14 protein-coding genes are annotated in these 11,966 nt (G+C 71.9%); 7 read left to right on the forward strand and 7 right to left on the reverse strand.

Annotated features, from left to right (window positions below):
• Positions 1 to 86: 86 nt before the first annotated feature.
• Both DY218_RS09845 and DY218_RS09850 read left to right on the forward strand, forming a co-directional pair.
• A complete protein-coding gene (locus DY218_RS09845) occupies positions 87 to 785 on the forward strand; it encodes a copper homeostasis protein CutC (RefSeq protein ID WP_128555547.1) in 699 nt (232 codons plus the stop codon).
• Between the two features lie 265 nt (positions 786 to 1,050).
• On the forward strand, positions 1,051 to 1,791 hold the full coding sequence (locus DY218_RS09850) for a dienelactone hydrolase family protein (protein WP_128555548.1): 741 nt from the start codon (positions 1,051 to 1,053) through the stop codon (positions 1,789 to 1,791).
• Positions 1,792 to 1,867: 76 nt separating this feature from the next.
• On the opposite strand, the gene DY218_RS09855 is transcribed toward DY218_RS09850, so the two are convergent.
• The 3 genes from DY218_RS09855 to DY218_RS09865 all read right to left on the reverse strand — a co-directional run bounded on the left by DY218_RS09855 (position 1,868) and on the right by DY218_RS09865 (position 3,108).
• Positions 1,868 to 2,209 (reverse strand): helix-turn-helix domain-containing protein, encoded by a 342-nt coding sequence (locus tag DY218_RS09855; RefSeq protein ID WP_128555549.1) that lies wholly within the window; start codon positions 2,207 to 2,209, stop codon positions 1,868 to 1,870.
• Positions 2,206 to 2,454, reverse strand: a complete 249-nt coding sequence (locus DY218_RS09860) for a type II toxin-antitoxin system RelE/ParE family toxin (protein ID WP_128555550.1) — start codon at positions 2,452 to 2,454, stop codon at positions 2,206 to 2,208. The genes DY218_RS09855 and DY218_RS09860 overlap by 4 nt, the downstream gene beginning before the upstream one ends.
• Positions 2,455 to 2,520: 66 nt before the next feature.
• A complete protein-coding gene (locus tag DY218_RS09865) occupies positions 2,521 to 3,108 on the reverse strand; it encodes an HAD domain-containing protein (protein ID WP_128555551.1) in 588 nt (195 codons plus the stop codon).
• A 293-nt stretch (positions 3,109 to 3,401) separates the two neighbouring features.
• Here DY218_RS09865 and DY218_RS09870 point away from each other — a divergent pair, with 293 nt between their 5' ends.
• Entirely contained in the window at positions 3,402 to 4,328 is a 927-nt protein-coding gene (locus DY218_RS09870) for an alpha/beta fold hydrolase (RefSeq protein WP_128555567.1), read from the forward strand.
• A 120-nt stretch (positions 4,329 to 4,448) separates the two neighbouring features.
• On the opposite strand, the gene DY218_RS09875 is transcribed toward DY218_RS09870, so the two are convergent.
• Entirely contained in the window at positions 4,449 to 6,530 is a 2,082-nt protein-coding gene (locus DY218_RS09875) for a HelD family protein (RefSeq protein WP_128555552.1), read from the reverse strand.
• Positions 6,531 to 6,909: 379 nt separating this feature from the next.
• Here DY218_RS09875 and DY218_RS34175 point away from each other — a divergent pair, with 379 nt between their 5' ends.
• From DY218_RS34175 to DY218_RS09890, 3 genes are all read left to right on the forward strand, one after another.
• A complete protein-coding gene (locus DY218_RS34175; protein WP_158574002.1) occupies positions 6,910 to 7,095 on the forward strand; it encodes a hypothetical protein in 186 nt (61 codons plus the stop codon).
• 82 nt (positions 7,096 to 7,177) lie between these two features.
• On the forward strand, positions 7,178 to 7,537 hold the full coding sequence (locus DY218_RS09885) for a hypothetical protein (RefSeq protein WP_128555554.1): 360 nt from the start codon (positions 7,178 to 7,180) through the stop codon (positions 7,535 to 7,537).
• Positions 7,538 to 7,596: 59 nt separating this feature from the next.
• Positions 7,597 to 7,932: an XRE family transcriptional regulator gene (locus DY218_RS09890; RefSeq protein WP_407703594.1), complete on the forward strand. Its 336-nt coding sequence runs from the start codon at positions 7,597 to 7,599 to the stop codon at positions 7,930 to 7,932.
• 21 nt (positions 7,933 to 7,953) lie between these two features.
• Here DY218_RS09890 and DY218_RS09895 read toward each other — a convergent pair whose 3' ends face one another.
• Complete coding sequence (locus DY218_RS09895) at positions 7,954 to 9,594, reverse strand: DNA repair helicase XPB (RefSeq protein WP_128555556.1); 1,641 nt, start codon at positions 9,592 to 9,594, stop codon at positions 7,954 to 7,956.
• 161 nt (positions 9,595 to 9,755) lie between these two features.
• Positions 9,756 to 10,256 (reverse strand): MarR family winged helix-turn-helix transcriptional regulator, encoded by a 501-nt coding sequence (locus tag DY218_RS09900; protein WP_128555557.1) that lies wholly within the window; start codon positions 10,254 to 10,256, stop codon positions 9,756 to 9,758.
• Between the two features lie 137 nt (positions 10,257 to 10,393).
• On the opposite strand from DY218_RS09900, the gene DY218_RS09905 reads away from it, so the two are divergent.
• Positions 10,394 to 10,771, forward strand: a complete 378-nt coding sequence (locus tag DY218_RS09905) for a bleomycin resistance protein (RefSeq protein ID WP_128555558.1) — start codon at positions 10,394 to 10,396, stop codon at positions 10,769 to 10,771.
• A gap of 22 nt (positions 10,772 to 10,793) precedes the next feature.
• Here DY218_RS09905 and DY218_RS09910 read toward each other — a convergent pair.
• The coding region (locus tag DY218_RS09910; RefSeq protein WP_199566681.1) for a helicase-associated domain-containing protein at positions 10,794 to 11,966 on the reverse strand (1,173 nt) is incomplete at its 5' end.

Here is an 11,966-nt window from a genome sequence, read left to right on the forward strand (position 1 = left end):
CCTGTATTTTTCGGGTGGCCGTGATCTCCAGTCCCGATCGGCCACCCGCGGAAACCGGCGGAACCTGAACCAGAGGAAGAGGACCCATGAGCGAGCGCGCAGTCCTGGAGGTGATCGCCCTCGACGCCGAGGACGCGATCGCCGCCGAAGCCGGGGGCGCGGACCGCCTCGAACTCGTCACGGACATGGCGGCCGACGGCCTCACGCCTTCCCTGGAGACCTTCGCCGCGATCCGCGCCGCCGTCGGCATCGACCTGCGCGTCATGCTGCGCGCCGAGGACGGCTTCGACGCCGGGGGGCCGGCCGAGGTGGACCGCCTCGCGGAGCGCGCCCGCGCGCTGCGGGCCGCGGGCGCCGACCAGTTCGTCCTCGGGTTCCTCGACGCCACCGGTGCGCCCGATCTCGCCGCCGTGGAGCGGCTGGTCGACGCCCTCGACGGGGCCCGCTGGACCTTCCACCGGGCCATCGACCGGGCGGCGGACCGCGACGCCCTGCGCAAGCAGCTCGCCGATCTTCCCGGCCTGGACACCTACCTCACGGCGGGCGCCGCGACCGGCGTCGACGACGGCATGACCGTCCTCACCGCCGAGGCCGCCCGCCGCGGCGAACCGGGCTACGAGCAGCAGATCCTGGTCGGCGGCGGCCTCGCCCTGCACCACGTCCCTGAGCTCAGGACGCACGGCGTCGACGCCTTCCACATCGGCGGCGCGGCCCGCCCCGACGGCTGGGCCGCGCCGGTGTCCCCGGCGGCGGTACGGGAGTGGCGCGACGCGATCGACGGCTGAGCGGCGGCGGGGGCGCCGTACTCGGGCGTGCCCCGACAGGACTACGCTGCCGACCATGAAGACCGGGACGGCCTCGCGCCACGCACGGATCGGTGACCCGGTGCTCTGCTGAGTGCCGGGCGGGCCGTGTGCGGCCCCTTGCCGATGCACGCGACAGCCGGACCGGCTGCCGCGCGTGCTCCACCACGCTCGTGACGATCCTGATCAGCAGACGCGGCAGACGCAGCCGATCGTTCACGACACGAGACAGGAGCCACGAGACCCCATGACCACCAGGACCCTGCAGATCCCCATGCCCGACGGCCGGACGGCCGACGCCCTCGCCGCCTTCCCCGAAGGCGGCGCCCCGCACCCGGCCGTGCTGATGTACCCGGACGCCTTCGGCATCCGGCCCGTACTGCGCGAGATGGCCGAGAAGCTGGCCGGCCACGGCCACTACGTCCTCGTCCCCAACTACCTCTACCGGAACGGCCCCACGCCCCTGGTCGAGCTGCCCGACCACATCGGGGACGAGGCGCGGGACGAACTCATCGGGCAGCTCCTGCCGTTGATCCATGACCACACCGCCGAGCGGACCGTCGACGACGCGGCCGCGTATCTGCGGTTCCTCGCGGCGCAGCCGGAGGTCGCGCCCGGCCCGGTCGCGGTGACCGGTTACTGCTTCGGCGGCCTCCTCGCGGTGCGTACCGCCGCGGCGCACCCCGGTGAGGTGGCCGCGGTCGGCGCCTTCCACGCACCCGTCGCCGCCGACGGTGCCGAGCAGCTCGGCCGGCTCACCGCGGTGGAGGTCCACTTCGGGCACGCCGCGGGCGACATCACCCAGGAGGACCTCGACTCCCTGAACCGCACCCTGGACGAGGCGGGCCTCACGTACACCTCGGAGATCTACCCGGACACCGTCCACGGCTTCACCATGTCCGACACCTCGGCGTACAGCCCGTCCGCCCTCACCCACCACTGGGACAGCCTGCTCCCCCTGCTCTCCCGCCGCCTGCACACGTCCTGACGCGGGGCACCCGGCCGGAGGCGTACGCGACCACCGCGCCCTCCGGCCGTGACGGCTCCGCCGAACTGCGCGACGGTCAGGCCGCGTCGCTGTGGTGCGGGGTGAATGCAACCTTGGCCAGGTCCTCGTCGAGGGCGATGTCCAAGGATGCGTCAAGGGCCTTGGCGAGCTTGGTGAGCAGCGGCAGCGTGGGGACGGTGTCCGAGCCTTCGATCCGGGAGATCTTGGCCTGGGTGAGTCCCGCACGCGCCGCGAGCTCCCGCTGCGTGAGTCCAAGCGCGGCCCTGCGGTCGTACACGGCCTGTGCGAGCGCCATGGAGAGCCGGATCTCCTGGCGGGCTTCAGTCACGTCATCGGGCTCGGTGAACCCGTCCTTGAGTTTCCGCTCGCGTACGGTCTTCCAGCGACTGTGGCTCATTTCGCGACCTCACCTTCCTCAATGACCCGCACGAACTCGTCGTGCGCGGGGCCCGCACCGCCCAGGGTCGGGCGCAGTTCCCGGATGCCGTCGCTGAGGTACCGGGCGTAGGGCTCGCCGAGACTGGCTGCGTGCTCGGCGAGTAGCCCCGCGTACTCATCGACCTTGAGGAAGTGCTTGGCGGGCAGTGTCTCCAGCCAACTTCGCACCTCCGGCTCGATCTCGATTGCGAAAAGATCTTTCACTCGTCGATGCTATATGTCGTCAGCGACATATTCAATGTGTGCCAGTCGCACACATCGCGCACCGGCTCACGAGCGACGACCACCGCCGCCCGGATCCGCCGCCCATGCGGCCAGCGCCGTGAAGTCGGCCCCTGTGAGGCCGAGTCGGGGGTCGATGCGGCGCAGGAGGGCCGGGCCGGCGTGGTGGTGGGCCACCCAGGCGCGGTCCGCATCCGAGATCTCGTCGTCGATCCAGGCGAAGGGGCGGCCCTGCGCCCAGTCGACGATCTCCGGGGTCTTCCAGTACACGCCGGGCGGGGGATCGGGGCGCGGCGACCGCCAGACCAGATAGGGCAGTCGGGGCAGACCCAGCTCGGTCGCGATGAAGGAGTTGGCCTCCTCCTCCCACGTGGTCGCCCACACCAGGTCGTACGGCAGCGCCGCGAGGGCCGGCCCGTGCGACGGGTCGAGCCACACCCGCAGCGGCCGCACCCGGCCGACCGGCTGCCCCCAGGCCGCAAGGCGCTCCCGCTCGGCCGCCTCCCAGCGGGGCGTCAGGATGCGATACGTCCGGTATCCCGCGGGCCGTCGATGGGGCTTCGCGGCGTACGGGTTCAGCGGGCCGTCGACATCGATCAGCAGCACCGGCCGCGCCGGCTCGTCGTGGATGCCCATGGACACGACCGTAGGGCTCGCAGCTCTGCCGGTGGCGGGCCCGCCGCTCGATCGGCAGGAGGAGGGGCGGTGCGCGCTTGTCCCCCGGGGGAGCTACGTGGAGGTGTCCACCGTGCGGTGACGCGTCGACAGGGCCCGCTTCCGTAGCGTCCGATGCACCGCAGCGCACACGGGGTTGCGGTCGGTGGCCAGGGCGTCGGGGTCTGTTCCGGGCGCATGGTTCGTCCACCGCAAGCACCGTGACCACATGTCAGATCACTTACTGCGAGGCCATGATGAACCGCAACAGCCGCATGATCCGCCGGGTGCGCGAGACCGCCGTCGTCGCGCTGTGCTGCGCAGCAGCCGGGGCCGGACTCGTCGGATGCGAGGACGAGCCGAAGGCGGACAAGGCGTCCGAGGCGAAGCCGACCGCGAGCAGGAGCGCCGGTGGCGACGAGCAGCAGGCGGACGAAGCGGCGGCCTTCACCGCAAAGAAGATCAAGGTCGAGGGTCACACGGTCAATGTCTCCTGCTCCGGCAAGCAGGCCGACGGCAAGCCCGTCGTCATGCTTCTGCACGGCGGTGGCGACGACGTCAAGAAGCTGTCCGGCCTGCAGAAGGAACTCAGCACCGAGGACCGCGTCTGCTCCTACGACCGCCTCGGCGCGGGCGCCAGCGACAAGCCCGACGGCCTCCAGACCGTCGAGGACGCCGGCAAGATCCTGACCGGCGTGCTCGACCAGGTCGCCGGCGACGCCCCCGTGGTGCTGGCCGGGCACTCCATCGGCGGCCTCTTCGCCGGCCGCTACGCCCCCGACCACCAGGACCGGATCAAGGGCCTCGTGCTGCTAGACGCCACCTCGCCGACCCAGGCCGCCGACCTGAAGCGGACGATCCCGGCGGACGCGGACGAGCAGTCGGCCCAGCTGCGCGACAAGACGCTGATGGTCCTGCAGGGCAAGGGGCCCGAGAAGCTGGTCACCCCCGACGGCCCGGTGCGTTCGGCCGGGGACATCCCGGTCGAGGTGATCCAGCACGGCAAGCAGTATCTGGGTGCCATCCCCAAGTACGGCAAGAGCCTGGAGGACGACTGGACCCTGGGCGAGCACGAGTGGCTGAAGCTGTCCGCCGACAGCAAGCTCAGCGTCGCCAGGAAGAGCGAGCACTACATCTACGTCGACGAGCCCGCCGTCGCCGTCGCGGCGATCCAGCGGGTCGTGGCGGGCGCCGCGAGCTGACGGCCACGCGCACGGACTGTCACGCGTACCGGACGGCCACGAGGCCGGACGGCCGGCAGACGCCCCGCCGGGGAACCCCCTACCCCGGCGGGGTTCCGCCGTGCGTCCCGAAGCGCGGGCTCACGTGGTCAACTGACTCGGCAGCGGCGCCCCATGAACGACCGTCAGGCCCGACACCGCGCGGGTCAGGGCCACATACAGGCGGCGCAGGCCCGTACGGTCGTCCGGCTCCGCGTCGACCACCGCGGACGGCTCGTCCAGGACCACGTAGTCGTACTCCAGGCCCTTGGCCAGCGACGCGGGGACCAGCGTGAGCCGGGCGTCCTGCGTGGTCTCCTCGCCCGGCGCGAGATGCCGCACGCCCGCCTCGTCGAGGGCGCGGGCCAGCTCCGGGACCCGGATGTCGGCGGCGATCAGGCCGATGGAGCCCTCCTGCCCGAGCGCCTCGAGGCACGCCCGCACCGTCTCGGCCGCCGGCGCACCCGGTACGTGCCGGATCTCCAGCGCCCCCGGCGACTCACGCACCGACCGCACCTCGGTCAGGCCCGGCGCGATGTCGGGCAGCAGCCGGGAAGCGAAGGCGATCACCTCACGCGGCACACGGAAGCCCGCAGTGAGCTCCTCGACCAGTGCGTCCCGCTTGCCCAGATGGGCGAGAGCCTCGTCCCAACTCGCCGTCGCCCAGGGCGTGGTGCCCTGCGCCAGGTCGCCGAGTACCGTCGCGGAACCGGTCGAGCAGCGGCGGCCCACCGCCCGGTACTGCATGGGGGAGAGGTCCTGCGCCTCGTCGAGCACCACATGGCCGAGCGAATGCGTGCGCTCCACCAGATCCTGCGCCTCGTCGATCAACACCGCGTCCGCGGCGGACCACTTGGCCGACTTCACCGAGCGCGGCGGCTTCTCCCAGCGGACCGCCTTCTGCTCGTCCGGATCCAGGATCCCCTCCGCGTGCTCCGCCAGGAACTCCGCGTCGGACAGCAGCCGCAGCACCAGTTTCGCCGGATCCACCGGCGGCCAGCAGGACTTGACGGCCGCCTTCACCGCCGCGTTCCGCGCGACCGCGTCCTGCACCCGGTCGTCCGGGGCCTCGCCCGCCTGCTCCATCCGTACCAGGACCGCGTGCGCGATGCGCTGCGGCAGCGCCGCACGAGCCGCACCGTAGCGGATGTCGCGGTCCAGCAACTCCTGGACGATCTCGGCCAGTTCATATGCCGGCACGCGCCAGCGCCGTGAACCGCGCACCACCATCAGCGCCTCTTCGGGCAGTGTGACGTGGGAGCGCACCGCGCGCCGCAGCACCTCGGCCATCCGGGCGTCGCCCTTCAGTAGAGCGGCGGCCGGACCGTCGGTGCCGCGCACCTCGACATGCGCGACCAGGTCGTCGACCGTGGCCTGCTTGACCTCCAGCTCGCCGAGCGCCGGGAGGACCTGCTCGATGTAGTGCAGGAACGACCTGTTCGGCCCGATCACCAGGGTGCCCGTGCGGGCCAGGCGCTCGCGGTGCGCATAGAGCAGATACGCGACGCGGTGCAGGCCCACCGCGGTCTTGCCGGTGCCCGGGCCGCCCTGCACGCAGACCGTGCCGCCGAGCCCCGACCGTACGATCTCGTCCTGCTCGGGCTGGATCGTCGCGACGATGTCCCGCATCGGGCCCACGCGCGGGCGCTCGATCTCCTGCTGCAGCAGCCTGCTGCTGTGCTCGGCCTCGGCGGGGTCCGAGAGCCGCTCGTCCTCGTACGCGGTCAACTCGCCGCCCGTGTAACCGAATCGGCGGCGCAGGGCGATGTCCATCGGGTGCTGCTTGGAGGCCTGGTAGAAGGCCTGGGAGACCGGTGCGCGCCAGTCGATCACCATCGGATCGCCGTCGGCGTCGTGCACATGGCGGCGGCCGATGTAGAAGCGGTCGCCGTCCGCGCCCTCGGCCTCCTCGGCGCCGACCCGGTGCAGGTGGTCCAGGCGGCCGAAGAACAGCGGGGTGTGGGAGAGGTCGGCGAGGGCCTTGATGCGGTCCTCGATCTGCCGGTTGAGGACCTCCGAGTTGACCCAGTTCGCCGTGACGTCGGTGATGTCGAGGGACTCGACGTCCTCGCGCATCGCCCGCAGGGCGCTCCGCGAGGCGGCCAGATGCGCCTGCTCGCTCGCGATCGGACCCTCGCGCGCGGGGTCGTCGACGGCCGTGCCGGGCTGTACGTCCTCGGACATGGTGGTGCTGCCTCCGGGTGTGTGAAAGGGGAGGCGGGCGGCTCGGGCGGTGCTGATCGAGCGGCCGGCCTGCTGCGGCAGCCGACCGGTTACCGTCCGGGCGGCGGCGCTCCACGAGGACATGCCTTGGGAGGCGGGAAGGCGGGAGTCTAAGCGAAGGGGTGGGGGTGGGGACAAATGGTTTTCGCGGCTTGCGGTCGCCCGGCGGATCGCCCGGCGGATCGGCAGAGGTCGGCGCCCTGGTGCCCGTAGGGGCCAGTAGGGGTCCGTATGTGACCTGAGGTGGAGCGGGTCCACCTCCAGGTGGACCCGGAGCGGGCCGGTGAATGGACCCGCGGGTCGATGTGCGCGGAGGGGTCCGGAGCCCACCATGGACACCATGAGCAGCGCATCCTTCACCCACGCCCCCGTCCGGACCGCCCGGCACCACGGCACCGCCGCCGCTGCCGGCCACCGCATCGGCAGCGCCCTGCGCGCCGCCAAGGTCTTCGCCGGCGCCGCGATAGGCGTCGTCCTCCTCGGCGAGAGCACCCACGACACCGAGGCGGGCGTACGACGCCGCTGACCCCCGTCGCAAGCCCGGCACGGCCGCCGACTGAGTACGAGCACGGATAGCCGCCCCGACCTTCGCCGCCTTCACTGGTCGTATGACGACGGACCAGGCACCTGAGCACGTGGACGACGCCCCTGCGGGCCGCAGGTTCGCGCCCCTCGTCGCGACGCTGCTCCTGGTGCCGTTGCTGCCGGTGGTGTTCGTGTTCGTGGGGCTGTCCGTCATGGCCACCGACTCCTGCTACAGCGACTGCAGCCAGGAGCTCCTGGACGCACTCGACGCCGTCACCACGTCGTTCCTGATCTGCTTGGCCACTACACTCGTCTGCCTGGCCGCGGCCTGGGCCCTGCCCGCACGTCACCGCTTCACGGCGGCCAGGATCGTCCTGGCGTCCACGGCGGTGTTGGTCCAATTCGTGCCGCTCCTCCTGGTGTTCACCCTGCCGGAGGGCTGATCATCACCGGACGTGGTGACACCCCGGCTCCCCGCCTACGCGGACTACATGGAGGAGGAATCGTGAGCGCCGACGAGGCACGCGCCACCGACTGGGCGGACCTGCGGGCCGTACTCGACTTCACCGCGGAGGAGGAGGCCCGGATCGCGGAAGGCAAGGCCGTACTCATGGCCGAGGTCCGCGCACACCGCCTCGCCGAGGTCCGTAAGCGTCAGCGCATGGCCCAGACGGACGTGGCCAAGGTCCTCGGCGTCACCCAGGGGCGCGTCTCGCAGATCGAGAAGGGAGCCGTCACGCGTACCGAGGTCGAGACGCTCGCGGCATACGTCGCGGCCCTCGGCGGACGACTCAAGATCGTGGCCGACTTCGGGGACGAGTCACTGGTCCTGGGGTGAGGGCGACTCGCCCCCGGACCCTCACGCCTCCTTCAGGACGTCGTCCGCGTCCGCGATGCGGTACGCGTAGCCCTGTTCCGCCAGGAAGCGCTGGCGATGGGCCGCGAAGTCCTGGTCGATGGTGTCGCGGGCGACGACCGAGTAGAAGCGTGCCTCGTGGCCGTCCGCCTTCGGACGCAGCACCCGGCCGAGCCGCTGCGCCTCCTCCTGCCGGGAGCCGAAGGTGCCCGACACCTGGATCGCGACGGTCGCCTCCGGCAGGTCGATCGAGAAGTTCGCGACCTTCGACACCACCAGGACGTTCAGCTCGCCCTGCCGGAAGGCCTCGAAGAGCTTCTCGCGCTGCGCGTTCGTCGTCTCGCCCTTGATGACCGGGGCGTCCAGATGCTCGCCCAACTCGTCGAGCTGGTCGATGTACTGGCCGATGACCAGGGTCTGTTCGCCCTTGTGCCGGGCGACCAGGGCCTCGGTGACCTTCCGCTTGGTGGCCGTCGTGGCGCAGAAGCGGTACTTCTCGTCCGACTCGGCCGTGGCGTACGCGAGGCGCTCGCTGTCCGTCAGATTGACCCGGACCTCCACGCAGTCCGCGGGCGCGATGTACCCCTGCGCCTCGATCTCCTTCCACGGGGCGTCGAAGCGCTTCGGCCCGATCAGCGAGAAGACGTCCGACTCCCGCCCGTCCTCACGCACAAGCGTCGCGGTCAGGCCGAGCCGCCTGCGCGCCTGCAGATCCGCGGTGAACTTGAAGACCGGCGCGGGCAGCAGATGCACCTCGTCGTAGATCACCAGACCCCAGTCCCGGGAGTCGAAGAGCTCCAGATGCGGATAGATGCCCTTCCGCTTGGTCGTGAGGACCTGGTACGTGGCGATGGTGACCGGACGGATCTCCTTGCGGGTACCGGAGTACTCGCCGATCTCGTCTTCGGTCAGCGACGTCCGCTTGACCAGCTCGTGCTTCCACTGCCGGGCGGAGACCGTGTTGGTGACCAGGATCAGGGTGGTCGCCTTGGCCTCGGCCATCGCGCCCGCACCGACGAGCGTCTTGCCCGCGCCGCAGGGCAGCACGACGACACCGGAGCCGCCGTGCCAGAAGTTCTCCACGGCCTGCTTCTGGTACGGCCGCAGGGCCCAGCCGGACTCGTCGAGCCCGATCTCGTGCGCCTCGCCGTCCACGTAGCCGGCGAGGTCCTCGGCCGGCCAGCCCAGCTTGAGGAGGGTCTGCTTGATCTGGCCGCGCTCCGAGGGGTGCACGGCCACCGTGTCCGGGTCGATCCGGGCACCGACGAGCGGCGCGATCCGCTTGGACCGCAGGACCTCCTCGAGCACCGGCCGGTCCGTGCTGGTCAGGACAAGGCCGTGGGTGGGGTGCTTGGAGAGGGTGAGGCGGCCGTACCGGGACATCGTCTCCGCGACGTCGACGAGCAGCGCGTGCGGCACCGGATAGCGGGAGAACTCGACGAGCGCGTCCACCACCTGCTCCGCGTCGTGGCCCGCCGCCCGGGCGTTCCACAGGCCGAGCGGTGTCACCCGGTAGGTGTGGATGTGCTCGGGCGCACGCTCCAGCTCCGCGAACGGCGCGATCGCACGGCGACAGGCCTCCGCCTGCTCGTGGTCGACCTCGAGCAGCAGCGTCTTGTCGCTCTGGACGATCAGACAGGACACATGAACCTCCGGGAAGCGAACCCGCGCCGACGCGCGAAACTCCAGAGTTTACCGGCACAGGGATGCCGGGCGGCGGCCGTCCGGTGTGCGATCGCGCTCAGTGGCGCGGGGCCGTCCTCGGTCGTACGCTCAGCGGCGCGAGCCCGTCCTCGGTCGCGCGTTCAGTGCTGCGGGTCCGATCCGTCCTCGGTCGCGCGCACGTTCCGCAGCATCCGCTGCAGTACGCGCACGGTCGTCACGTAGTCCGCGTCGTCGATGCCGTCGTGGATCAGGTCGCGCCAGGCGGGTGCGTGCGTCTTGAGATCCGCGCGAGCCGTGTCACCGGCCTCGGTGATCCGCAGCCGGCCGTCCGCGCCCCGGGTGATCCAACCGCGGTCCAGCAGGGTCTCGGCCTCCGCCGCGAGATCGTCCTCGAACTGGAGGTAGGTCTTCATCGTCTCGATCATCTCGGGCACGGTCATGCCGCGGCCGCCGTCGGTCGCCAGGTCGTGCGGCGACAGGTGCCGGAGTATCCAGTACTGCGGCTGTGTGAACCCGAGCTTCGCCTGCTGGGCCCGGATGAAGGCGAGGACCTCCTTGTGCGCCATCCCGGTCCAGTAGGCGATCGGCTCGGCGGCGAGCGCGCGGTCGCCGCCGGTGTGGGTCTGCTGGTCTGCGGTCATGGGGCACCCCTCGGTCGTGTGCTTCCGTCAGCTGTTCCCGCCGACGGATCGACCGTAGAACCTCAATCATGCTTGAGGTAAAGGGTGCGTGGCCAAGGGCGGGCGCGGTGTCGGTCGTCCGTCCTACCGTGTGCCGTATGGACGCATACGCCGTACCGATCCTGCCGAGCCGCGACCTGGCCGAGACGCAGGAGTTCTATGCCCGCCTCGGCTTCGAGCAGCGCGGCGAGTACGTGGAGCAGTACGGGTACTTGATCGTCGCCCGCGGCACGGTGGAGCTGCACTTCACGCACGAGCCGGACATGGACCCGCTGAGCACGGCGGGCGCCTGCTATGTGCACGTCCCGGACGCGGACGCGCTGCACGGCGAGTGGGAGAGCCTCGGCATCCGCGCCGATCCCGCCACCGGCAGCCGTCTGGTGCCGCCCACCGACACCGACTACGGCCTGCGCGAATTCGCCCTGGTCGACCGCAGCGGCAATCTGCTCCGCATCGGCAGCCCCGCCGGGCACTGAGCCTCCGGACCGGGCCGGCCGGTCAACTGCCCGCCTGTTCCGCCGACTTGCCCGCCGGCTCCTCCACCAGCTCCGCGACGCCGGTGATGCGGTGCAGCGGGTACGTACGGACCTCGTCCGCCGTGTGGTCGTAGGCCGTGACGAATCCGCCCTCGACCCGGACGGGGGCGATGACGCGCTGGCTGGCGGCGCCCTCGGCGTTCACATAGCCGATCCACAGGGCCGCGCCGGTGAGGACGGAAGCCTGCATGGTGGCGAGGGTCTCGGCGGAGGTGGTGCGGGGGAGTTCGCCGGTCCGGTGCGGGGCGGTGCGGCGAGGGGCCGTGGTGGCCAGGTCGCCGGCCCGGATCGCGCGGACCGCGGCGTCCAGCAGTGTGGCGTCCGGGGGCGGCGGGCCGTCGGGCACGGGGTCGGGTGCGGAGCGCGGCGGCGTGCGGTGCGCGTGGGCGCGGGTGATGAGCACGTCGCCGTCGGCGGTCTCGGCCGCGGGTGCGAAGCCCATCGCGCGCAGCCCGTCGAGCAGCGCGCCGGGGTCGGCCTGGGCGGCGAGGACGGTCGGGGCGAGACGGCGCAGCCGCAGACTCTGGGCGCGCTTGTCGGCCAGGATCTCGCCGAGCACGGTGTCGTCGTCGCAGCGGACGTACGCCGAGGCGGCACCGATGCGCAGATGGCCGTGCTTGCGGGCCACGTCGTCGATCAGATACGTGAGCGGCTGCGGCACCGGCGTGCGGGAGTGCTCGCTGAGGAAGGTGTGCAGATCGGACGCGGTACGGCCGGCGTCGAGTGCACGGCGTACCGAACCGGGTGTGAAGCGGTACACGGTCGCACCGCCCTTGGACTCCACGTCCGCGAGCACGGCGAGCGTCTCCGCGAGCGGCCGCTCGAGCGGGCCGGGGGCGACGGCGGTCAGATCGGCCTGCAGCAGTACGTGATCGAGCGGCTCGGGCAGCAGGGGCGCGAGGACGGCGGCGGCGCGGGCGGCGGCACCGGTCTCGACACCCGTCGCGGGGGCGGGGTCCTCGGGTGCGGCGGCCGTCGTCGAACCGGGGGCCGCGGCGCCGAGCAGCGTGCGGCCCTGGGCGGAGAGCGCGCCACGGCCCGTGACGCCGAGCAGCTCGGCCTCCTCCAGGGTCCAGCGGGCGAGCCGGGAGCGCAGATCGTCGGCGGGAGCGGCCGGGCCCGGCGGGGTGCCGGC

The sequence above is a fragment of the Streptomyces triticagri genome (assembly GCF_003429565.1).
Lineage (GTDB): Bacteria > Actinomycetota > Actinomycetes > Streptomycetales > Streptomycetaceae > Streptomyces > Streptomyces triticagri.

What these genes read in the sequence shown, in the direction of transcription:
- DY218_RS09845 (WP_128555547.1), top strand. Translation starts at nt 87, where the DNA reads ATGAGCGAGCGCGCAGTCCTGGAGGTGATCGCCCTCGACGCCGAGGAC.
- DY218_RS09850 (WP_128555548.1), top strand. Translation starts at nt 1,051, where the DNA reads ATGACCACCAGGACCCTGCAGATCCCCATGCCCGACGGCCGGACGGCC.
- DY218_RS09855 (WP_128555549.1), bottom strand. Translation starts at nt 2,209, where the DNA reads ATGAGCCACAGTCGCTGGAAGACCGTACGCGAGCGGAAACTCAAGGAC.
- DY218_RS09865 (WP_128555551.1), bottom strand. Translation starts at nt 3,108, where the DNA reads ATGGGCATCCACGACGAGCCGGCGCGGCCGGTGCTGCTGATCGATGTC.
- DY218_RS09870 (WP_128555567.1), top strand. Translation starts at nt 3,402, where the DNA reads ATGATCCGCCGGGTGCGCGAGACCGCCGTCGTCGCGCTGTGCTGCGCA.
- DY218_RS09875 (WP_128555552.1), bottom strand. Translation starts at nt 6,530, where the DNA reads ATGTCCGAGGACGTACAGCCCGGCACGGCCGTCGACGACCCCGCGCGC.
- DY218_RS34175 (WP_158574002.1), top strand. Translation starts at nt 6,910, where the DNA reads ATGAGCAGCGCATCCTTCACCCACGCCCCCGTCCGGACCGCCCGGCAC.
- DY218_RS09885 (WP_128555554.1), top strand. Translation starts at nt 7,178, where the DNA reads ATGACGACGGACCAGGCACCTGAGCACGTGGACGACGCCCCTGCGGGC.
- DY218_RS09900 (WP_128555557.1), bottom strand. Translation starts at nt 10,256, where the DNA reads ATGACCGCAGACCAGCAGACCCACACCGGCGGCGACCGCGCGCTCGCC.
- DY218_RS09905 (WP_128555558.1), top strand. Translation starts at nt 10,394, where the DNA reads ATGGACGCATACGCCGTACCGATCCTGCCGAGCCGCGACCTGGCCGAG.